This window comes from Streptomyces sp. NPDC002602, from assembly GCF_042889445.1.
GTDB lineage: Bacteria > Actinomycetota > Actinomycetes > Streptomycetales > Streptomycetaceae > Streptomyces.
The window spans coordinates 96266-119038 of sequence record NZ_JBIAQX010000018.1 but is presented as its reverse complement, the minus strand read 5'-3'; the positions used below and the strand labels follow the sequence as shown (position 1 = coordinate 119038).

16 protein-coding genes are annotated in these 22773 nt (G+C 71.2%); 11 read left to right on the top strand and 5 right to left on the bottom strand.

Annotated elements, in window-relative coordinates; all coding sequences use genetic code 11:
- Positions 1-27 precede the first annotated feature (27 nt).
- The 3 genes from ACFYW3_RS33010 to ACFYW3_RS33000 form a co-directional block, all read right to left on the bottom strand.
- The gene (locus tag ACFYW3_RS33010; protein WP_389388221.1) at positions 28-747 is read right to left on the bottom strand and encodes a lasso peptide biosynthesis B2 protein; all 720 of its coding nucleotides are present in this window, start codon (positions 745-747) and stop codon (positions 28-30) included.
- A complete protein-coding gene (locus tag ACFYW3_RS33005; RefSeq protein ID WP_389388220.1) occupies positions 744-2582 on the bottom strand; it encodes an asparagine synthase-related protein in 1839 nt (612 codons plus the stop codon). The genes ACFYW3_RS33010 and ACFYW3_RS33005 overlap by 4 nt, the downstream gene beginning before the upstream one ends.
- Positions 2583-2714: 132 nt before the next feature.
- Positions 2715-2867, bottom strand: a complete 153-nt coding sequence (locus ACFYW3_RS33000; protein ID WP_159041364.1) for a hypothetical protein — start codon at positions 2865-2867, stop codon at positions 2715-2717.
- 300 nt (positions 2868-3167) lie between these two features.
- On the opposite strand from ACFYW3_RS33000, the gene ACFYW3_RS32995 reads away from it, so the two are divergent.
- Complete coding sequence (locus ACFYW3_RS32995; protein WP_389388219.1) at positions 3168-4601, top strand: transcriptional regulator; 1434 nt, start codon at positions 3168-3170, stop codon at positions 4599-4601.
- Positions 4602-4816: 215 nt separating this feature from the next.
- Here the strand turns inward: ACFYW3_RS32995 and ACFYW3_RS32990 are convergent, their stop codons facing one another.
- On the bottom strand, positions 4817-5113 hold the full coding sequence (locus tag ACFYW3_RS32990; protein ID WP_389388218.1) for an NUDIX domain-containing protein: 297 nt from the start codon (positions 5111-5113) through the stop codon (positions 4817-4819).
- A 245-nt stretch (positions 5114-5358) separates the two neighbouring features.
- Between ACFYW3_RS32990 and ACFYW3_RS32985 the strand changes: the two genes are divergently transcribed.
- A complete protein-coding gene (locus tag ACFYW3_RS32985; RefSeq protein ID WP_389388217.1) occupies positions 5359-7443 on the top strand; it encodes a hypothetical protein in 2085 nt (694 codons plus the stop codon).
- Positions 7444-7838: 395 nt separating this feature from the next.
- On the opposite strand, the gene ACFYW3_RS32980 is transcribed toward ACFYW3_RS32985, so the two are convergent.
- On the bottom strand, positions 7839-9374 hold the full coding sequence (locus tag ACFYW3_RS32980) for a hypothetical protein (protein ID WP_389388216.1): 1536 nt from the start codon (positions 9372-9374) through the stop codon (positions 7839-7841).
- 759 nt (positions 9375-10133) lie between these two features.
- Between ACFYW3_RS32980 and ACFYW3_RS32975 the strand changes: the two genes are divergently transcribed.
- The 9 genes from ACFYW3_RS32975 to ACFYW3_RS32935 are packed head-to-tail and all read left to right on the top strand — an operon-like array spanning position 10134 to position 22677.
- Positions 10134-11141 (top strand): conjugal transfer protein, encoded by a 1008-nt coding sequence (locus tag ACFYW3_RS32975; RefSeq protein ID WP_389388215.1) that lies wholly within the window; start codon positions 10134-10136, stop codon positions 11139-11141.
- Positions 11138-11443: a hypothetical protein gene (locus ACFYW3_RS32970; protein WP_389388214.1), complete on the top strand. Its 306-nt coding sequence runs from the start codon at positions 11138-11140 to the stop codon at positions 11441-11443. Before ACFYW3_RS32975 ends, ACFYW3_RS32970 begins: the two co-directional genes overlap by 4 nt.
- Positions 11440-11982, top strand: a complete 543-nt coding sequence (locus ACFYW3_RS32965; protein ID WP_389388213.1) for a hypothetical protein — start codon at positions 11440-11442, stop codon at positions 11980-11982. The genes ACFYW3_RS32970 and ACFYW3_RS32965 overlap by 4 nt, the downstream gene beginning before the upstream one ends.
- The gene (locus ACFYW3_RS32960; protein ID WP_389388212.1) at positions 11979-14543 is read left to right on the top strand and encodes an ATP-binding protein; all 2565 of its coding nucleotides are present in this window, start codon (positions 11979-11981) and stop codon (positions 14541-14543) included. Before ACFYW3_RS32965 ends, ACFYW3_RS32960 begins: the two co-directional genes overlap by 4 nt.
- Positions 14540-17392 carry a hypothetical protein gene (locus ACFYW3_RS32955; protein ID WP_389388211.1) on the top strand — a complete coding sequence of 951 codons (2853 nt, stop codon included), beginning with the start codon at positions 14540-14542 and terminating at the stop codon, positions 17390-17392. The genes ACFYW3_RS32960 and ACFYW3_RS32955 overlap by 4 nt, the downstream gene beginning before the upstream one ends.
- A complete protein-coding gene (locus tag ACFYW3_RS32950; protein ID WP_389388210.1) occupies positions 17389-18510 on the top strand; it encodes an NlpC/P60 family protein in 1122 nt (373 codons plus the stop codon). Before ACFYW3_RS32955 ends, ACFYW3_RS32950 begins: the two co-directional genes overlap by 4 nt.
- Positions 18507-19193, top strand: coding sequence for a hypothetical protein (locus tag ACFYW3_RS32945; RefSeq protein WP_389388209.1), 687 nt, complete (start codon positions 18507-18509; stop codon positions 19191-19193). The genes ACFYW3_RS32950 and ACFYW3_RS32945 overlap by 4 nt, the downstream gene beginning before the upstream one ends.
- A complete protein-coding gene (locus tag ACFYW3_RS32940) occupies positions 19193-21772 on the top strand; it encodes an ATP/GTP-binding protein (RefSeq protein ID WP_389388208.1) in 2580 nt (859 codons plus the stop codon). Before ACFYW3_RS32945 ends, ACFYW3_RS32940 begins: the two co-directional genes overlap by 1 nt.
- Positions 21769-22677 carry a replication-relaxation family protein gene (locus ACFYW3_RS32935; protein ID WP_389388207.1) on the top strand — a complete coding sequence of 303 codons (909 nt, stop codon included), beginning with the start codon at positions 21769-21771 and terminating at the stop codon, positions 22675-22677. The genes ACFYW3_RS32940 and ACFYW3_RS32935 overlap by 4 nt, the downstream gene beginning before the upstream one ends.
- The last annotated feature ends 96 nt before the right edge of the window (positions 22678-22773 follow it).

Sequence of the window (22773 nt, the reverse complement as noted above, 5' to 3'; positions counted from 1 at the left end):
CCCATACGGGTGGTTACGCCACTACCCCTACTCCACCACCTGTTCGAATCGCTCGGTGGTGAGGACGGACAGGTAGGGCCAGACGCGGTCGTTCTCGTCCTGCCCGATCACGTGTCCGTCGGCGACGATCCAGGCGTGGGCGCCGTGCGGCTTGAACCGGGCCCCCAGGACCCACCGGACCGAGTGGCCGGTGAGCGCGGCGGCCAAGTGGACGGCGAGGGACTCTTCCAGGCAGGCGACGCGGCCGGGCCACCATGTCCCCGCTGCTCGGACAGCGGCGAGGACGGCTTCGGCGTCCCGCACACGGGCGGGGCGACCGGGCAGGCGGGTCGCAGCGCGGGCGACGGCGACGACGTGCCGGATCGGCAGGAACCGCAGGAGCAGCAGGGCGGTGGCCAGGCCGATGACGGCGGCGGCCCGGCCTCGCAAGGAGGGGCGGCCGGTTGGGGTGAAGCGGACCGTCGGGGGCGGGTCGGGCGGCATGTGGTCGACGGGGCGTCCGGCGCGGAGGTGGTCGAGGTCGGCGGCGACGCGGGTCAGATCGGCCCGGACCCGGTCGGGGTCGGCGCCGGTCGCGGCCCAGCGGGCGGTTGCCTTCTCGATCGCGGCGGCCCGTTCCAGCGGGTCCGCCGGCAGGTCGAGGAGGGTGGCGGCGATGGGGTCGAGGACGTGCCATCGGCCGGTCGCCAGGTCGAGGACGGCCGCGCCGGCGGGACCGCGGGCGGCGTGAAGGCGGGGCGCGGTCATCGGTTTGTCTCCCGGGTCGGGGTCGGCGCCCACCAGTCGTCGAAGGATGGGCGGTTCATCAGCCACACCTCGATGGCGACCAGGGTGTGCAGGCTCACCAGGTCGGCCGGGGAGCCGTGGATCGTCCGGTCCAGGGAGGACAGGACGGCGCTCGTGTCGATGAGACCTGATTCGGCCAGCGTCGATCCGGTGAGCAGTCCACGCAGGGCGGGGGCGTTGACGCGAAGGCCGTCGTAGATGCCGGTGAACGGGGTCTTCGTACGGCGGGAGAGGACCGGGGCGTGGACCAGGCCGGTGAGGGCGGCGCGCGCCAGGGGTTTGAAGTCGCCCGGACGGCGGCGCTCCCAGGCGGGGACGGCATGGCAGATGTCAACGATTCGGGTGTCGAGGAAGGGGGCGTGCATCGGCAGGCCCCACAGGGTGCGGGTGACGGTGTCGAGGTTGGCGTGCTCACTGCCCGTTGCTTCCAGGGCAAGGCGTTCACGCAAGGCCCCGGGCCCGATGGTGGGGTCGGCGCTCTGCGCGCGAGCGCCGATGAAGCCGGCCAGTGCGGCGCGGCCGGCCGGGGTGAGCCACCGGTCGGTGGACAGCCGCCCGCACCAACGGGCCACGTCGGCGGCGTCGGGGAGCCCTGGCGGGGCGGGGGCTGCGAGGACGGTGTCGGCAAGGTCGGCCAGCGCCTTGGGGTGGGTGCGGCGTCCGGCGGCCGCGACGGTGCGCAGGACGGGGTGGGCGGAGCTCCGGCGGTCCCGAGCGAGCTTGTGGGCGTCGCGAAGCGCCGCAGCGCGGGCGCCGGATCGGTAGCGGTCGGCCGGGAAGGGAAACGCGTCGAGGACGTTGTCGCCACCCCAGCCGTTGAGATGCCCGGTGCTGTGGGCGGCGAGGGCGGGGGCGAGTTGGGCCTCAAGGATGCCGAGCATGGCGACGCTGAGGGCGGGGGTGTCGGTGACGGGGACACCGGTGGGGGCGGTGAGTTGGTCGAAGTGCCGGCTTCCGGTACGTCGCCCGTCGACCAGGTGTCGGCTGATGGCCGGGTAGGTGGCGGCGACCTCAGCGGCGTACCGGGTGTCGTCCTGGTCGGCCATCGCCGCATCCACGTAGGTGATGGCGGTGAGGTCGGTGTGGGCGGCGGCGAGGCAGGCGATCGAGGTGGAGTCGACGCCGCCGGACAGGTCGCTCGACAGCGGCCGGCCGGTCAGGGTGCGGCGGCCCACCGCGAGAGGCAGTTCGTACCGGAGGGCCTCGGCGGCATCAGCGAACGAGAGGCGGGCCGGGGCGGGGAGCCGTTGGAGCGCGGGGGGAAGGTCGGGGGCGACGGTCAACGCGCTTCCCGGCGGGACCCGGTGGATGCCCTGGAACCAGCCGTTCACACAGGGTTCCACACCCCAGGTGGTGATCTCTGCCAGCAGCCGCACAGGGTCCGGGGCGGCCCCGGTGAGAGCGGCCATGGCGGAGGCGGACGTCGACCAGGTCACCGTGGATTCGGTGGCGGTCCAGTACACCTGCACCGTGGCGGCGCGGTCGCCCGAGATCCGCACGGTGCGGCCGACCCTGACGATCCCCAGGTAGGAACCAGGCAGCCGACCGGCGGCGTGCCAGTAGCCGCGCGCGGCCGAGTCTGCGGCGCCCCTGGCCTCCGACGACGAGGCCAGGCAGGCGCCGACGAGGAAGACTTCCGCGGTGCCGTCCCGGGACACGGCGCGCCGCACCTGGGGGTTGTGGTCGACGGCCCACACGCGCAGGGTGCCGTCGTCGTGGATCTCGGTCCCGCCCCGCGGGCGCGGACCGGCGGTGAGCGGGGGCGCGTGGGTGACCGTGCCTGCGACGTGCCTCATATCGGGGACTCCCCCTGTTGATGGGATGTTCCGGGAAAGGCGACGCGCGCCCGGAACGGGCCGGCCCGTGAGGGCCGGCTGTCCCGGGCGCGCGTTCACCCAAGGTGGCGCCGTACGGCGCCGGGCGTCAGGTCAGCCCTGGTAGTACATGGTGCTGTCGGCGTTGTTGAAGCCACCGCTGCCGAGGGTGACCTCGGTGACCGGGCCGAGGTCGGCGACCTCGGGGGTGGTGAAGACCTCGGAGACTGCGAGGATCTCGGGGGACTGGATCTCGGTGTTCTCCATGACGGAACTCCTTCGAGTAGGGCTGTCGAAACAGGTCGTCCAAGACCGGTGCGACATGCTGGCTGTCGGCCTCGAAACGGGTCGGAAGGGCGCCCCTCCGTTCTGCGCCCGGCTTGGTGCTGCCGGGCTGAGACCAGTTGACCCCTTGAACGCGCTGCGTTTCCACGGCGAAGCGGTTGCGCTTGCCTGCGTTTCCTCAGCGCAGCGGCGCGGCGACAACGCTGCGATTCACTGCGAACTACGTTTGAACAGCGCAGAGTTCGACGCTTCCGGCGTAGCCTGAACGCGCACCCTTTTGCCATGCCCGCAGTAATCCCTCACTCGGACCAGGTGGACACGGTGACGCAGTCCAGGACCAACGAAGCCCTCGCGCACTGGGTGCGCGCCTCGGGCGCCAGCTACAGCCGGATCGCGACGGAAGTAGGGCTCGTCGCCGCCCGACACGGCCGCCAGGACATCCAGACCGACAGCTCGCGCGTCTCCCGTTGGATCAACAAGGGCGAGCGGCCCCGCCACCCGGTCCCCTCGTTCCTCGCCGAGGCAATGAGTCGCCTGTGCCACGGCCGCACGCTCACCCCGGCCGACCTGGGCCTGACCGACGTCGAACCGCACCGGATGGCAGACGCGTGGTCCGCGCGCGCGGTCGTGGCCGCCATACTCGACACCACCCGGAGCGATGCCGTGACCGACGATCACAGCCCGTCCCGAGCGCGCCTCATGTCCGGCGCTGCCCTTGTCCACGCTGTCCAGCCGTGGCTGCACCTGCACGACCTCGAACCCCTGCACGCCCCCGAACGCCCCGGAGCCCGCCTCGGGCTCTCGGATGTGGCACGAATCGAGGCGACCACCGACGCGTTCCGCGACTTGGACAACGAGCACGGAGGCGGCCTTTCCCGTCTCGCGGTCGTCGGCCAGCTCCAGCACGTCACCCACCTGGCCCGCACCGGCACCTACACCGAGGAGACCGGCCGCGCCCTGTTCGTCGCCGTCGCCGAGCTCGCTTCCGTCGCCGGCTGGATGACCCACGACGCCGGTGCCCACGCCGACGCCCAGCACTACCTTCTTCTTGGGCTCCAGGCCGCCAAACAGGCCGGCCGCGACGGCGCAGGGATCGGCGGGCACCTGATGAACTGCCTCGCCCGACAGGCCAACCACCTCGGGCGCACGGAAGACGCTCTCGAACTCGTCCAGGCCGCCCAGTACGGCACCCGCAGGCTTCGCCCGGGTCGGCTGCGAGCCCTGTTGTGCTCACTCGAAGCGCGCTCGCACGCGGTTCTCGGCCACCTTGACGAGATGACCCGAGCCACCGGCGCCGCCGAACAGGCCCTCGCCAACGACGACCCCGCAACAACTCCCGGTTGGGCCGCCTGGTTCGACCACGCCGAATTCCGCGTCACAGCCGGCGTCTGCGAGTACGAGGCCGCCAAGCACGCCCCCGACCGAGTCGGCCACGCCATCACCCTGATCGAACAGGGCACCGCCGACCGGCCCACCGACCGGGTGCGCAGCCGAGCCTTCGACCAGATCGCCCTGGCCCGAGCTCACGTCCGCGCCGGTCAACCCGAGGCCGCCGCGGCCACCACCGACACAGCACTGACCCTGGTGGGCACCATCACCTCCACCCGCGTCGGCGACCGCCTGCGGGAGCTGGACGCCGAACTCGCGGCCGCCCCTGGCACGTCGGCCACCGCAGACAGCCGCGCACGCATCCAAGCCGTGCTGCAACCGCTCTGACCCCCTCATAGGCGGACCTGCACTTGTGAAAGCTCCGGCCAAGGGAGGGCGATCCGGTCGTCCTCGGGCAGCCCCTGCCTGCCCATCCTCGAACAGCCAACCGTGACGATGATCAGCGGGGCTTCGAGCACGTAGCAGTGCAGGCCTTCACCAAAGGGGTGAATACCCCCGTTTCTCGGACGAGGCAGGTCAGGGCGGGCGGAGCGGCTACGACCTCACGGTGCGGGCGCGAACCAGGCCTGGGGCTCGTCTTTCTCGACGAGCGCGATGATTTCCCGCATTCGCTCGCTCATCGGCGGCAGGGCGTTCAACGGGAACCAGGCGACCTCTACCGACTCGTCGTCGCAGACCCGAGGCGACTGGTCCGGATGCGTCGGGCGGCAGGCGAAGACGAGCTCCAGGTACTGCGCCCGGTCACCGTTACCGTGTCGCACCGGCGGGGAAGCCGTCACCGCCGCCAGGCGCTCCACCACCACCCGCACGCCTGTTTCCTCCGCCACCTCTCGCACCACGTGCTTCACCTGCCCGAACGCCCTCGTGCTGGAGCGCCACCTGCCGGCCCTGCTCGCGCTCGCCGACACCCTCCAGGACGACCTCCAGCACCGTGACGCCGCAGAGTGGGCCGACGGCATGGTGCCACCTGGCAGGTCCTGACCCGCGACATCCTGCCCCGCTTCAGCCCAGCCCAGCGCGCCACCGCGGCCGCGGTGCGGCCGGTGCTGCCCCTGAGCCTGATCGACGGCCCGAAGGAACAGCCATGACCCACCCCGCCACTGAGCCGGTCCCCGAAGCCGGACCTGTGCCCGGTGACGCCCTGGTCCTGACCGGGCGGCCGCTGCGCCCGGAAGCCCGGCTGGAGCAGACGTCCCGCTTCGCCGACGACATCTGGGTCCTGGACCCGGCCTGGCTGCGAGCCGACCGCAAGCCGATGACCCTGAACTTCACCAGCCTCCCGCAGCCGTTGGCAGCCACCGCCAAGCACCTGTGCCACGCCCTGCTCACCGAAGATCTACCGGCCGGCGAGCCACCCCTCAGCATCGACAGCATCCGCACCTACTTCTCTTGCCTTCACGCCTTCCTGCTGTGGGTCCACGCCCCAGGCCGCCCCCTCGCCGAGCTCAACGGAGACGACCTGGACGCCTACCACCACCACGTCGTGGGACTGCGGCTGTGCCCGAGCTCCACCCGGCGCTACCGCCGCGCGGTCCGGATGCTGTGGGCCTACCGCACCCGCCTTCCCCACCACCTGACCGAGGATCCAGTCCGCCGCCCCGTGTGGCAGGCCTTGGCCCGCGCCCACTCCAGCCATGCGGCAGAAAACCGCACCGACCGGATCTCCGAACCGGTCCTGGGACCATTGCTGATCTGGGCCATGCGCTGGGTCGAGGACTTTTCCGACGATGTCCTCCAAGCCCGCGACGAACGCGACCGGATCGACGCCCGGTCCCCCGCAGGCCCGGACCCGCTCACCGCGCTCGACGGGCTGCTGGCCGACTACCGGCGCCGGGGACAGCCGCTACCGGCAGCCCCGCCACGGTTGGGCACCGGCAGCAAGGACCCCGTGCCGAGTACGGCGTTCCTCGCGCGGCTGCTCGGCTACCCCGAGGACCGGATGAAGAAGGGCCAGGCCCGCCGAGTCATCGCAGGAGCCGCCCGCGAGCTCGGCGTCGACACAGACTGCTACCTCAGCCAACCAGCCCGGGGTCTGCTCAACGGCCGGCCCTGGGCGGACGGGATCTCGTACTACGAGACCGGGAAGCTGGAGAAACTGCTGCACATCGCCTGCTGGATCGTCATCGCCTACCTCTCTGGTATGCGCGACAGCGAGATCAAACACCTCAAGCGCGGCTGCCTGATCCTCCAGCGCACCCCGGACGGGACCGTCTACCGCCACCGCCTGCACAGCCTCGCCTTCAAGGGTGAAAACGCCCACGGTGTGCCCGCCGCTTGGATCGTCACCGCCCCGGTCGCCCGCGCCATCGCCGTCCCCGAGCGCCTTCAGCCCGACAATCAGCCCTACCTGTTTACGTTCCTGCCCAGCTCCCACCACCACCGCCAGTCGCCGACGCCCGGCGCCGTCTTCGACAGCAACACCACCAACACCGGCATCACCGCCCTCATCGGCTGGATCAACGCCTACTGCGCCCGACACGCACGCCCGGACGGCATCCCCACCACGCAGGGCCGTCTGCCGCACCTGACTACACGGCAGTTCCGCCGCACCCTTGCCTGGTTTATCGCCCGCCGCCCCGGCGGCACCATCGCCGGCGCCCTGCAGTACCGCCACCAGCGCATCCAGATGTTCGAGGGCTACGCCGGCACCAGCACATCCGGCTTCCGCGACGAGGTCGAAGCCGAAGAAGCCCTCACGCGCGGCCAGGTACTCGCCGACATGGCCGCCGACCCCGACCGTCCCCGGCTGACAGGACCTGCGGGCGCCGAGGCCGAGGCACGCCTCACGGCCCTGGCCCAGTACGCCGTCTTCGACGGCAAGGTGGTCACCGACGAAGCCCGCCTGCGCCGCATCATCGCCCGCCACGACCCCCACCTCTACCCCGGCCGCTTCCTCACCTGCGTCTACAACCCCGACCGCGCCCTCTGCCGCCCCGCCGCCACCGCGCCCGACATCCCGGCCATGGCCGACTGCCAGCCACTTGCCTGCCGCAACACCGCGCTGACGCCCGATAACCACCGCGCCCTCACCGAGCACATGGCAGAACTGACGGCATCCCTCGCCGACGGCGACCGCCTCGCCCCCTACCTTCGCCACCGGCTCACCGAGCAGCACACCACCGCCACCGAAGCGTTCCTCACCCGCCACACCCCGGAGACCAGCCCGTGAAACGCCCGCTGCCAGATACCGAAACCGTCAAGGCGGCCATCGACACCGTCCTCGAACAGGCCCTAGCGGCAGGACGCCGCCCGACCGTCACCGCAGTCGAGCGGCACCTCGGCATCCCGCACGCGACCTTCCACCGCCACTACCGCGACCTGGTAGAGGAACACTTCCTGCCCCGCGTCCCAGCCCCCACACACAACCGGCCCCAGCCGAAACGATCAGCGGCCGCACGGAGGAGAACATAAGCCGACTACGGCGGGAGAACACCGACCTGCGCCGCACCCTGGCCCTGTACGAGGAAGCCATCCGCCAGCTCGCCCTCGAAAACGACGCCCTCAGGCGGCAGGGCACGCTCATCGCGCTGCCCACCGGCCGACACCCATAGAAGAGGGTGATCCTCAGGCGGGCCGGGGTGCTGCAAGCGTCTGGGCAGCCTCTGCGGCCTGGCGCAGATTCTCGGTGGGGTGAGCAAGGCCGTCGAGCATGGTTATCCCCGACCGGAGTGCTGCCTGGGCCACCTCGTGCAGACCGAGCGGCACAGCGGCCTGTGTGATGAGGAAGTGTTCCTCGGTGACCCTCATCCCCAGGCCGAGCTCGCGCCAAGCGAGGGTCTGACAGGACGGTTTCGGTAGATCAAGATCGAGCGCCAGCTGATTGGTAGGCGGCGGTGGCGGCGGGCCGTCAAGTAGCGTGACCGCCCGTTGAAGGGACTGCCAGGCTGCCTCGACCTCGCCGTGGCGGCGTTGCAAAGAGGCGAGGTTGGCCAGGGCCGAGCCGCGCTTGTCGGCGTCGTCCTGCAGGGACGCGTGCAGGCTGCGCGCCCGGATCGCCTGCCCGAGATCCCCCAGGGCTTTGAGCTCGTTGGCGAGAGACCCGAGCAGGGCCCCATCACGCGGGCCTGTGTCATCGAGGATGCGTATGAGCGCGGCGCGGGCCAGCTCGGTCTGCCCTTGGCGGCGGGCCAGCGCCGTCCAGGTGAGGTCGTATTCGTCATGGGGATCCTGGCCGTAGTTCGACTCATCCCAGTCGGCCGCCCACTGGGTGAGGGCCCGTGCGGAATCGGGGAAACCGCCGAACAGGAAGTGGAAATCGGGGTCGGACTCCCGCAGAGACCGCAGCAGACCGTGGTCCTGCGTCTCACCGTGCAGGGCGACCAGGACCGCGGCGAGGCGGAGTTCTTCGGTGGGGCCGCGGCGGACTTCCTGTCGCAGGAGTATGCGCAGAAGCTGCAGGTCGGCCGGCTGCCGGTCGTACTGGGCTGCGCGCAGGACGGTGGCCCGCCGTACCGGATCGCCCGCAATCGCGTCCCAGCAGTCGCGGTCCGCCCTCATCCGGGCCAGATCGGCCCGGCCGGAAGCGAGAACCGCCTGCCAGAGCGGCGGGCGCCGAAGACGGTCCAGCAACGCGTACGCGCAGCCTTCGTACGCGTTCACCAGCAGGAACTCCGGCTCGGTCCGCAGAAGGGATTCCTGGAGCCTGCGCAGCAGCTCCCTCCTGGAGAGCTCGCGCAGACCCAACCCGCTCAGCAGCATGCTGCGATCGGCGTCCAGCTCAGGGCCGTAAGAGTCCCGAATCTCGTCTTCGGTCCGGTTGAACACCGCCTCCAGCACCTCTTCATCGGCCGCGAGGTCGAGTTCGGTGTAGTCGTGCCAGCCCGGCAGACCGAAGAGAATCTCCAGAGCCTCGTCCATGCTGGCGCCGATGAGGCCCGCTTCGCCCTCGGAGCTCGCGTACAGCACAGCCCCGTCGGCACATATGAAATAGGTTCCGCCGGTGTCATCGCCCGCCACGGCCCTCAGCGGCGCTCCGCTCGCCAGACGGACCTCTTCCACGTGCTCGGCCCGGTCAAGATCAAAATCGAAGGATCCCGCAGCCAGCCTCACCAGATCAGGATTCCGGCGCAGGACAGCAAGTACGTGGTCGGGGCGTGTCATGGCCGGACCGTAACAGCCGCCGCTGACACCAGATCGTGCACGGTCTCAATACTGGAGGGTTTGCTCAGCATGACCGGCCGGACACCGGACACCGCAAAACCCTGTCCATAACTTCTGCTCGAAGGCCAGCGGTCCGAGCACGCCGGGGCCCGGCACCGACTCCGCGGCCTGCGCGAGCATCGACTGTACCGGCGGTCTCAACGTCACCCGACTGTCTCCCCTGCGGTCGCCGCTCTTTCCAAGATCACTGTGGCTGCCGTGCGTGACGCCGGCATGGCGGAGGCCTCCATACGGCCGAAGCGGCGGACGACCGCGACACGGCCGGTATCGGTACGTATCACGACGGCGGGGATTCGGGCGCGGGTCGGGGCTGGTGAGTCGTGCGGTGACTCACCGGCCGGCGTTCGGAGCCGGTGACTTGGGGCGGTGACTGCAATGGGTGGCGGTCGCCGGGGCGGTGAGTGTGCCGGTGACTTTCGCCGGAGCTCCGTTCGGCGGCCGGTGAGTTGACCGCTAGCAGGGCTGTGACCTGCGGTGGGGAGTTTCGCTCGAGCGGTGGTGAGTCACCGGTGAGTCACCAGTCCGAGGAGTTGTCTCCTCGTGACGCCGAAGGGCTTGCCGTGGTGAGCGAACCGGTGACGTCGAGGCCGTTGCCTGAGACAGAGCGAATCCCACTTCTCCGGAGGCCACACGATGAGCAGCCCGACCACTCCCCCACCTCGCCCGTCACGGCGCATCCGCCGGACGACCTCGACCCCGTTGAGGACCACGCGACCGGAGACCGTCCCGGCCGCGGGATCCGTCTCTCGCGGCCCGAACCTGATCCGGATCGGGGTGTGGACCGCGCTCGCGGCCGGCCCCCTCGCCCTGGCCGTCGCGTTCCTGACGCCCCGCACCACCGCCGCCCAGGCCGCACCCGCCCCCAGCGTCCAGGACACCGCCCGACCGGCCGCCGACCCGGCCGGAGCCGCCGCGATGTTCGTCGACCTGTGGCTGCGCGCCGACGCCGCCAACCCCGACAACACCACCGGAACCGCCGTGCGCGCCATGGCTCCCGAAGCAGAGCTTCCCAAGCGCACCAACGAGGAGCAGAAGGAGAAGCCCGCGGGTGCCCGTGTGGTGGCCCTGCGCACGACGTTCGCCCCGGGTGGGACGTGGACCGTGGTGGTCGCGGCCGTCACCGACCGAACCGAACCCACGCCCGCAACCGGCTCGACGGCCGTCCCCGCCCCCGCGGCGCGGTACTTCGCGGTGTCCGGGACCGGCGGCGAGAACGGTGGCCCGCTCGCGATCGAGGGATCGCCGGCGGAGGTCGCCGCGCCCGAGACCGCGAGGGCGCCCGCTTCCCGGTTCACGCACACCATCGCCGCCGACGGGCCGCTCGCCACCACGCTCGGTGAGTTCGTCCGCGCCTACCTCGCCGGCGGACAGAGCGCGGGCCTCGACCGCTACCTCTCCCCCGGTGTCCGGGTGACGCCGCCGGGTGTGAGCGCGTACACGAAGGTCGACGTCGAGGACGTGTCCGCGGACGCCGAGCAGGCCGCCGGTGACGCGGCCCCGGCCGACGGTGCGCGGGCCCGGGCGCGGGTGCGGGTGGTCGGTGAGGACCGGGCCGGTACGCGGTGGCCGCTGCTGTATCGGGTGGAGGTAACCGCGCGCGCCGGCCGGTGGGAGGTCAGCGCACTTGAAACAGGTGCCGGCACGCCCACCGCGTCGCCCGCGGTCTCGGCGTCGCCCGCCGCCACGGTTTCGGGCGGTGCCCGATGAACACCTCCGTGATGCTGGCAGGGGAGTTCAAGGTTCTGGGCGATTCGTTCATCGGCACTCTGGCCGGGTGGACGGACAACGGGATCAAAGTCGCTCTGGCCGCGATCGTCCTGGCCACCATCGCCCGCAAGCTGTCCATGAAAGCCGCCATCGGCGCACTCCTCGCGATGGTGATCGCCCTCGCCATCTACGCCGCCCAGGACACCCTGTCGGGGAAGGTCACCGACGAGATCAAGAACCCGTCCAAGAGCGCCGGGACGGTCGTCTCGGCGCCCGGCGGATCGAGCGGCGGCGTGCTGTGAGCAAGTCGGGACGCCACGGCGTCGCCCGGAACTACACGAGCGCGCGCCGGCACCCGTGGGTGTTGGGCAAGCTCGGGGACTGGACGATCTGGTTCGGCCCCTACACCCCCGCGCAGTTGGTCGTCATCGGCGGAGGCGCTTTCGCCCTGATCAAGGGCTACGACTGGTGGTCATGGGCCGGCCCCATCCCGATCGGGCTGTGGGTGGGGGCGGTGTGGGCGGTGCGCGGTACGCAGATCGCCGGTCAGAACCCGTTCACCGCCGGGTTCGGCGCGCTCTCCCTCGTGATGCGTCACCCCGCCGGCCGGATCGGCGGGCGGGTCGCCCGTGAAAAGGCGTCCAGCGCTCTGCGCCCCCGGTTCGTCATCCAGTGCGCCCCCACCCTCGCGGGCGCCGCCGCGCCCGCGAGGGTGGCGGGGGCGCGGGTCGGCGCGCTGAAACCGGCTTCACCGGTCGCGCCGGCCGCTCGTGCGGCCGGCGGTTCGGGTCTCGCGCGGCTGCTGGCCGACGCCGAGCAGACCGAGAGGAGCGCGGCGTGATCAAGACCCCGTTTCGGCACGTCGCCGGTCATCTGCTGTGGTCGGTCACGGGCCGGGTGTGGGCGGTATGGAAGGTCACCCCGCTCCCGGGCGGCTATCTGCCCACTCGCGTGCACCAAGAGCTGTTGGGGCGGGTCACGTCCCTGGTGCGGTCGATGCCCGGCATGGACCCGCGGCTTTTCGTCCTCGCGGCCCGTACCGACCCCGGCGAGATCGCGGAACGCATGGTCGCGGATGTGGATTGGCGCCGGCTTCCGGAGTGGGCCGAGACGTGCGCGGCCGCCGTCGATCTCCTCGCCGACCGCGAGATGCACGAACGCACCCTGTGGCTCGCCGTGCCCGTCGCCGCGAACGGCTCGACCGCGTCCCTGTCCGCCCTCTACTCCGAACTCTCGGCGAATCTGAACCTCGCGCCCGTCCCGGTTCCCGAGGCGGAGGTGACGGCCGCGTTCGCCGACGCCGACCGCATCCAATCCTCACTGGGGGGCGGTATCGGACTGCGGCCCGCGTCCCCGGCCGAGATCGTGTGGATGCTCCAGCACGCCATACACCGCGGCCTTGAAAACGAACCTCTGCTCTCCGACGCCGAACACAGCCCGCTGTACGGCAGCCGCGTTCGCGCGGGCCGGCTCCAGTCCCCCTCCTACGCCGACCTGGGCGACATCCGCGTCGCCGAAGGAGGGCAGGAAGTTCGCGCCGAGAACAAGGAGACGAGCAAGCTGTGGTGGCGTTCCGCTGCGACGTCCTCGCCTTTGGGCCGTCGGTGGCTTCAGGTCGAGTCGGAGGCCGGCACCGGCTACCAGTCCCATCTGGTGTTGGCGGAGCTCCCGCCCGCGGTGTCGGTGGAGGCCGCCGACGTCCTGGCCCAACTGGAGGGCCTGCCTTTCCCGATCGACGTCACGGTGGACCTGCGGGTGGTGCCCTCGAAGAAGGCGCGTGCGCAGGTGCAGCGCAAGAAGCGCGAGTTGCTCGATCAGGCCGACCAGTACGGTGCGCAGCCCACCGGGATGCCGCACAGCTTGCCGGATGCGGCCGGGGACCTCGCCGAGGAGGACGCCCGCATGGCGCGGACGTCGGTGGAGGTCGAGGTCCAGTCGGTCACCGTGCTCACCGTGTGGGCCGGCGACGCGGACACCTGTGACGCTCGGGCCCGGGAGCTTTCGGCGGCCCTGTCGGGGGGCGACTACCGGGCGGTGCGCCCCTACGGCATGCAAGAAGACCTGTTCGCCCTGTCCCTGCCCGGGACGGCGCGGGCCGCGCAGCTCGGGCAGTTCACCCAGCATCAGCTGTCGGAGGACTGGGCCGCGGCCGGTGCCCTGACGCTGTCTCGGGTGGGGGATCCGACGGGAATCATGATCGGGCACGATCTCGACAGTGGCACGATCCGGCCAGTCCTGATCAATCCGGCCGATGCTCCGCAGGTCAACGCGTCCGCGTCCAGTGCCGTATGCGGCGACCTCGGTGGCGGCAAGAGTGTGCTCGCGAAGGAAGTGACCACCGCGGTGGTGGACCGCGGTGGGCACGCCATCGTCATCGACCGCACCCCGATCCGGGAATGGGCCACCTTCGCCCGCTCGTCCATGGGCGAGCGCTGCCAGATCATCGACGCCGCCCAGGCCCACATCTCCATCGACCCCCTGCGCGTTTTCGGGGGCGCCATCGGCGCGCACTACGCCCTCTCATACCTGACCCTGCAACTCGGCGTCGGCGCGATGACGGCCGCCGGCGCCGTGCTGCACCACGCGGTCGAGGAGGTGTCCGGGGGCCCCGAGCCTTCCATGGGCAAGGTTCTCGACGTCCTGGCGGCTCTCGCGAAGACCGGCGGGAGCAGTCGCGCGGACGCCGCCGCGACCATGGCCGACCTGCTGCGGATCGTCCGCGGCAACCCCCTCGCCGGCATGGTCTTCGACCCGGAACTCCCGCCGGTGACACTCGACGGGGACATGGGCGCCGACATGGTGGTGGTCACCACCGCCGGCCTCACCCTGCCCCCGAAGGAGGCTTTCGCCAACGCCGAGATTCTGCGTCAGCAGCCGTTGGAGGCGCTGATCGGGCGGGCGGTGTTGTATCTGATCGCGGCCATCGCCCGGCAGGCGGCGTTCACCGAGCCCGACCGATTCTGTCTGGTCACCCTTGATGAGGTGTACTGGCTGACCTCGTCCGCCGAGGGCGCCGCACTGATCCACGAGATCATCCACGACGGCCGCAAGCACGGCGCCGGCGCGTTCATGGGCGCCCACGACGAACAGGAACTCGGCAAGGACGCCGGCCTGATCGCCTACCGCTACCTCTCACGCACCACCGACAGCGCCCGCGCCGCCCGCGGCTTGAAGTTCCTCGGCCTGGACAGCGAGGACGAGGACCTGATCCGACTGGTGACCACCGGCCTGTCCCCCGTCGGCCAGGTCGGCCGCGAAGGGGAAATGCTGCTGCGCGACCCGCGCATGCAGATCGGCCGTATCAAGGTCGTCGTCCCCGACGTCCCCCGCATCAAGGACGCCATCTACACCACCCCCGGCCGCAAGGGCCGACCCACTGCTGCCGGCGGGAGGACCCTGTGAACACCATGCCCGCGCTGTGGTGGGCGACGGTCGGGATACGCCGGTGGACGGACCGCCTGGACCGCGGAACCCTGCGCGCCGCCGGATTCGTCGCACTCCTCACGGTCGTCTTTCTGATCACGAACACGTCGGTCGCGATGGCAGCGGACGGCGCCACCTCCGGCGGGGGCCTGTTGGCTCCCCTCGACATCCGCGGCAGCGAAGGCGCCCCGCTCAGCGGCTACCACCTGGAGAGCCTCTCACTGAACGCGGGACGCACTCCCGCCGAAATGGCGGTCGCCGCGACCAGTGTCGGTGTGGCCTTCGACATCGTCGACGGACTGCTCCGAATGCTGCTGGGAGGCCTGTTCACACTGGTCCGGCTGTTGGTGGGGTTGGCGTGCTGGCTGATCGGATTCGTCTTCCGGTTTCCGATCACCTCCCTGCTGACGGATCCCGCGCAGAAACTCGCCGACGCCTACGCCCGCCACGTGGTCGCCCCCCTCGGGATCAAAGGCCTGTTCCTGGCATGGGCTTTCGCGTTCGGATTGATCCTTTTCGTGCGGGGGAAGGTCGGCACCGGACTCGGCGAGATCATGCTGACGCTGGTCATCGTCGCGTTCGCGGCCAGCGCTTTCGTGCGCCCCGACCACCTGCTCGGCAAGGACGGGCCGGTCGCCCAGTCCCACCGGGCGGCCGTCGAGGTCGCGTCCATCACCACCACCTCCTACTTCGGCGGCCCCGACTCCTGCGCGACGGGAACCGGCCAGCCGAACCCCGGCTGCTTGAAGGAACGCGACCGGGTGCGCTCCGACCCCACGACGACGACCGGCCCGATTCAGGCCGCGCTCACCGACGCGTTGATCGTCAAGCCCTACATGCTCCTGCAATACGGCCGTGTCCTGGATCCGAAGAACGTCAACGACAAGGCCGCGTACGCCGCCCACATGAAATGGGTTCAAAGCAGCCACGAGGCCCGCGCCAAGCCGGGCGAAGGGGAGATCACGCAGGAAGCCCGCGACACCTGCGAAGGCACCTTCGGGCCGATCAAGGACAACTGCGAACGCACCAACACCGACTTCCCGCCCAACCCCGAGAAGAAGGACGTTCCGGAGGATTGCAGGCTCCTGCCCGAGGGCTCATCGGCTCTGAAGTACTGCCTGGCCAACCAAGACCCCTGCGCCAAGCTTCACGAGAAGGCCCGACCGTACTGCGAGAACGGCAATGGCCGGCGGCAGAACGTCACCTTCGAGCAGCACATCGCCAACCTGAAAGCGGCCGGCGAGGTCGGCAAGGAATGTGCCGCGTTCGCGCAAACGGCCACGTGGGAACGCGTGTGGGCGGTCGTCGCGCTGCTCATCGCGGTGATCGTGGTGACGTTGATGGTCCTGTCGATGGCGGTGGTGTTGCTCGGAGCCCAAGGCGCCGAGGCGGCAGCCGCGGCCGCCGCGCCCATCGCGTGGGTGTGGTCGATGCTCCCCGGGCCCTCCCGCATGCTGCTGTGGCGCTGGATCGGAGTGTTCGTCGTCTCCGCCATGGTCTCTTTCGTGGCCGCGATGGCCCTGCCGATGTTCGGTATCGCCGTGGACGCGATCCTCGCCGACAGCGGCCCCTCCGTCATGGTCGAACGACTCCTGCTGGTGGACGCCATCGCCGTCGCGTTCCTGATCATGCATCGCCGGATCCTGGCCGCCACCGCCGGATTCGGCCAACGCCTCGCCACCCGTATGCGGTACCGGAAGGTCGGCGGCAGCCACCTGACCGGCGACACCTCCGAGATCGGCGCGGCCATCGGCCTGCACGGCGCCGACCGCTCAAGCGGCACCGGAACCGGGCTGGGGTTGGGGCTTCGGGGGTCGATCGGCAGCCTTGCCGCGATGGCCGACGGCGCGGGCACACCGATGTCGCCCGGCCGGCTGCTCGGCGACGCCCTCGGCGAGGGCAGGCGCGGCTTCGCACCCGTCGCGATGGTGCTTCGGGGTGCGCATACCGCGTTGATCGGGCCCAAGCCGGTTCCCCGCCACCCGGCCGGGGCGGTCTTGTCCTCTGTCGCCGGCCAGGGTCCGGGGGGCGCTGTTCCCGGCGCGGCGGGTGCCCGGGGCGAGATGGTGGTCGACGAGGAGAGCGGGCAGATCCTGCACGACCCGGCCACCGACCGGCCGCTGTTGGGGTCGCGGATCCACGCCCGTGCCTCACGGCTGCGCGGCTACCGGATCGCCGCCCGCACCGCCCGCGTCGGATACGGGGTGACCCTGGGACTGCCCCGCACCCTGGATCGCGCGACCGTGGCCACATCGGAGTTCACCGACGACGTGTTCCAGCAACTCGACGTCGCCGGCCACCGCGTGCGCCAGGACGCCGCGTCCTGGCGGCCCGTGTTCGCCGATGTTCACGCGGTCGGCCAGGCGGCCCACCGAAGTATCCGCGACACCGCGATCAGCGCGGCGATCTACACCTCCACCCCGACCACCCCCGAGGCCGCGCCCCGACCGCGGGCAGGCATCAGCCGCCTGACCACCTCCGGGGGCGATGGCGGCAGCATGCCCGTGCCTTCGGGGATCCGCCCGACGTCCGGGCCCGATCTCGCCACCCGTATCCCGTCCACGCCCTTGTCCGAGGTGACGCCGCGTCCCGAACCGATCCGCCCCCGACGCACCACCCCGCCCAACCCACCGCCTTCCGGCGCAGCCCCGTACGCGTCCGCGGCCGACACGCGCGGCGCACGATCCACGCCCTACCCCGCGCCCGGGTCCCGGGCCGACGACGCGAGCACCGCGAACGCGGAGCGGTTGCGCCGCCGCTTCCAGGAACAGGCCGACGCCGCACGGCGTCGCCGCGAAGCCGACCGCACGGACGGAGGCGAACGGTGAAGGCCTGGAGGAAACTCGGATGTCTCGGTGTGGTGCTGCTGTCGGCGGCCGCGGGGTGCACGGCCACGGTGTTCATGTCGGTGGCGGCGAGCCAGTCGAGCGGGGGGCCGGTGACCGCGGCGGTGAGCGCGGCCGAGGCCGGGATCCCGGAACGGATGCTGTCCGCCTACCTCACCGGCGCCACGCAGGTCACCGCGCACGTGCCGGGGTGCAAGGGGATGCGGTGGCAGGTTCTGGCGGGGATCGCCCGCATCGAGTCCGATCACGCGGCCGGTCACGCGGTCGGCGCGAGCGGGGACATCACCCCGCCCATCGTCGGCCCCCGTCTGGACGGATCCGGAGCCGGCGGGAACACCACCGCCATCACCGACACCGACGGCGGGCTGTGGGACGGCGACGACCAGTACGAACGGGCCGTCGGCCCCTTCCAGTTCCTGCCCGAGACGTTTCGCGCGTACGGGAAGGACGGCAACGGCGACAAGGTGGTCAACCCGCACAACGCCGACGACGCCGCCCTGTCCGCCGGCATCTACCTGTGTGGGAAAGGCCGCGATCTGACCGACCGGGAGCAGCTTCGGGCGGCGATCCACACCTACAACCTGTCGTGGGCGTACGTGGATGACGTGATGAGCGGCATCGACCGCTACGACTCCCTGGGCAAGGTCCCGGCCCTGCCCTCGGGCAACATCGGCACCGTCATCCAAGCCGCCCTGGCCCAGCAAGGGCAGCCGTACTCCTGGGGCGGAGGTGGCCCCAGCGGGGCCACGACGGGGATCTGCTGCTCGCCGGGCGGGCAGGACGGACGCACCGTGACCGGCTTCGACTGCTCCGGCCTCACCCAGTACGCGTTCGCGAAAGCCGGCATCAACCTCCCTCGCACCGCCGCCGCCCAAGCCGGCGTGGGCCGGCGGATTCCGGCGTCGGCCGGCATCAGCGCCCTGCGACCGGGTGACCTCATCTTCTACGGCTACAGCCCCACAGCCGACTCTCTCATCCATCACGTGGGCATCTACCTCGGAGACGGAAAGATGATCAACGCGCCCCGCCCCGGGAAACCCGTCCGCATCGACCCCGTGACCGCCATGCCCGACTACGCGGGCGGCACGAGGCTCCTGTGAACACCTCCCGTTGGACCGGCGGCCGGCTTCTGGCGGCCGCCGCCATCCTCACCACCGCCGGAACGCTCCTCATTCACCAGGGGTTGCGGGCGCCCGCCGCGGACCGTTCTACCGGCTCCCCCGGGCCCCGGACCGTGGCCATCGCGAACGCCCCCGCCTCGCCGGCTTCGCAGCCCGAAGCCCGCGATGCGGTGGCGGGCCCGTCACCCACCGGGCACGGCGCCCCGGGGCAGCCGGCAGCGGACGCCGCTTCAGCGCCGTCGGGGCCGGCCCGGCCGACGCAGTCCGGCGCCGCGTCGGCGCCGGGGGAGCTCCCGCCGCCCGACTCGGGACCGGCCGCGGACCCGATCATTCAACGCGCCCTCGACCGGGCCAGTACACCGGACCTCCCGGCCCGGGACGAACAGCGGTTGCTCGCCCTGGGGCGTGCGGCGTGGCTCGGGGAGACCGCCGGATACACGCGGGTCCGGATCCAGGCCGCCACCGCCCGCCGCGACACCACCCCCACACCGCAGGCGCCCACCGGCACACCCCAGACCCACCAGCAGGTCGCGGCGACGCCACCGGTGCGGGCGGTGGTGCGGCTGGTGTGGGCCGGGGCCGACCCGGCCGGAACCTTCCTCGACGGACGCACCGCGACCGTCCTCTACACCCGGAACGGAGAATCATGGAACCGCACGTGATGGCAGCCGGCGTATTCACGATGGGCGCCGCGTTGCTCGGCGCCCTGGCGGCGTTCGCCGATTGGGTGTTGGCGAACGCGTGGTGGATCGCGTTGGCCGCGGCCGTCGTGTGGATCGGGTGGGAGGCCGTGCAACGGCGTTTGGCCGCGGAGGCGCTCTCGCGGCGGACGTACTTCGAGGTGACCCCCGCACCGCACTTCGATCCGAGCCCCGAACAGATCTGGCGCCAGGGCATGCAACTCGCGCGCGCCGCCGGCTCCGGACCATGGTGGACGCCGCGGCGGGCCCGGACGCTGCGCCTGCGGTTGCGCGCCGACGGCGTGCGGCCCCTGACCTACCGCATCGAGGCCCCGGCGAGCGCGCACGCCCTGCTGACGCAGACACCGTACGGTGAGCGGGTCCGTGTCAAGTCGTGCGCGCCGGTGGCGGACAAACGGCGCGAGCACGTGGTGCGCGCGGTGCTGACCTTGCACGGGGAGCCCGGATCCCGCCTGCGCGAGGTCCCGATGGATCCCGACCCGCTGCAACCACTCCTCGACGCCGTCGCCGGCCTGAACGCCGATCTCGGGGACATGGCGGAGGTGTGCGTGGACCTCTCCCCCGCCCCCCGCTGGCACCTGACCGCCCGCCGCCTCCAGACCATGCAGCGCGCCCGCGAGAAGGCGCGGCGGGATGCGAGGCGGGACGCGCGGTGGGTCACCCAGAACACCGGCGGTGACAGTCTTCCCGTCGCCCTGGGCAAGCTCCTCGACCCGGCCGAGTGGCGGGGCACCCCCCGAGGACAGATGGTGATCTCACCCCAGCCCCGACGCCTCGACCGTGACGAAGTCTTGGGCAAACTCGCCCACAGCCCCGGTCTGGTGCGCGTGCAGATCATGGTGCGCTGCGCCTCGGACAAGGACGGGCACGCGCAACAGCGCATGGCGCGAATCAGCGCGGCCATGGACGTCTACGCCGGTGCCTCGCGTCTGTCCTCGCTCGGTTGGTCGCTCGGGCCCCTGCGCATCGGCCCGGACCGGTGGCCGTGGCGGGACCGCTTCGACCAGCGGTGGACCACCGCGCTGATGCGGCCGGCGCGGGGCGGGTGGGCCCACATCGAGGAGTTGGCGGGTTTCCTGAAGCCGACCACCGCGTCGGCGCGGGTGGCGCTGATGGAAGGCGACATCCCGACGTACGAGGTCGGCAAGGACTTGATCCCGCAGGGCTGGTATCGGGGGCCCGACGGGCGGGAGCGTCTCCTGGCCACACATGAGGACGACACCCTGTTCGAGGTCCAGTCCGGCAAGGCCGGTTGGGGCAAGACGATGCGCGCGCAGGTCCAGGCCGTCGCGAGCGCGCACAACGGGCGCGGTCTGGCGTTCGTGGACCCGCACGGCGACTCCTTCGGCGACGTCGCCCGATATCTCGCGCACGACGCGATCATGGACCGCGTCGCGCTCTTCGACCTGACGGTGCGCGAGAGCGGCGACATGCTCGGCTGCTGGAACCTGATCGACATGAGCAGCCGGCAGCCCGCCCACGAGGTAAGCGCCGCGGTGGTCGAGGCGTTCGCGAGCGCCCTGGGGTGGGGGGACGTGAGCGCGCCGCGCGCGCTCACCCTTCTCACCAAGGCCGTGGAGGCCCTGGTGTGTGTCAACGTCGCCGCCGTCGCGGCCGGCGCCAAGAGCCGGCAGGCCACCATCTTCCAGATCCGTACCCTGCTCACCGATCCCACGTTTCGTCATCTCGTGCTCGCCACCCTGGAACCGGAAGCCCGACAGTGGTGGACGACCACCTTCCCCGACATCCCGAAAGACGGTCTGTCGGTCGTCCTGAACCCGCTGGAACGGTTGGGGTCCTCCCCCGTCGTCAGGGCGTTCCTGGGGTGCCCGATCAGCGGCTTCGACATGCGCCGCGCCATGGATCGAAGCCGGGTGTTGTGGATCTGCCCGCCCGGGACCGGGCCCACCGACCGGCTGTTGGTGTCGCTGATCGTCCACGACTTCCTCCGCGCCGGGCTGTCGCGCCGTGACCTCCCCCAGAAGCGGCGCCGCTCCTTCCGCTTCTACCTCGACGAGCTGATCTCACTGGACCAGGGCTCTTCCAGTGTCCTGGCGGAGATCACCGAGCAGCTCAGAAAGTTCGGGTGCCGGCTCCACGGGATGACACAGCTCCTGCACCGCCTCAGCCCGACCACCCGCTCCGCCCTCATGCAAAACGCTTCCTGCCTGTCCACCACGGCCGGTTCGATCGACGCCACCGCGGAGATCACCGACCAGTGGCCCGGCACCATCACCCCCCGCGACGTCGCAGGCCTGGACCGGTGGTGGCATTACGCCTCGTTCACCGTCGACGGCAAACGAATCGGCCCCCTGCTCATCCGCGGGCCCGAACTCGCCGAGGTCTTCGGGAAACTCGCCCGCCCCAAGGACGTCGGCGCGCTCACCCGAGCCGCGCACAAGAACGCCGGCGCCCGCCGTCTGTCCGAGCGAACCTCCATCGCCCTCGCCCAGGAGGGCAAGGTCCGCACGTTCCTCACCAGGCGCGCCGCTCCACCTACCACCCCCGATGACGACGACAAGGCAGGCCCGTACGCATGACCACCAATGCCATGACCCAGCCGTCCACCGCGGACTCCCACGCCCGCCGGGCCCTCGCCCTGATCGCCCAGCACCGGCTGCTGACCACCACCCAGATCCACCAGATGCTCACCCCCAACACCCCACCCAGGAAGATCCACAAGGAACTCGCGCCGCTGCGCGAGGAAGGGCTGATCGCGCACACCGTTCTCGGCCGCAGCCACGGCCTCCACGCCCACTTCCTCACCGCCGCCGGAGCCCAGGCGGTCCAGGGATGGTCGGAGCTGCGCGGGCGTTCCGCTACCGTCATCCAAAGCCCCGCCGCCGCCGGCTTGCACGCCGCGCACACCCTCACCGGTGTCCGCGCCCACCTCGCCTTCCTGACCGACGCGCGTGCGCGGGGAGACGAGTACGAACCGCTGGACTGGGTTCCCGAGGTAACCCACCGCCTCCCCGACACCGGCGGCGAGGACCGGCTGATCGCCGACGCCGTCCTCTACTACACGGTCACCCAGCCGCGCCGCCGCCAGTACCGGGCGTTCGTGGAGATCGACCGGGCCACCATGAGCAGTGAGCGACTGGCCCGCAAACTGATCTCATACGCCCGCTTCCACGACTACACGCCCCAGCCGGCCCGGCGCGGCACCGTCGCCGACCAAGGCGCGGCGATGCTCGCGTGGCAACGCTTCTATCCGCGGTTTCCCCGGGTTCTGTTCGTCCTCACCGGCAAGTCCCGGCCGACGCTAGACAACCGAATCACCGACCTGCGGCACATGGCCGCCGACCACGATCTCGTCACCCGTCTCGGGACCTCCGTCCCGCTCGGAGCGACCATCCTCGAAGACCTCGAAGCCGAAGGCCCGCACGCCAAGATCTGGACACCCCTCACCGGAGACCGCGAACCCCGCGGCTGGACAGAGCTTTGACGCCGCCCCGAGAGCGGTCCCCTGACCACCGCTCTCGGGAGACGGGCCGGCCACAGCCTGACCACGTCGACGAACCTGACTGATCACAGCACTAGG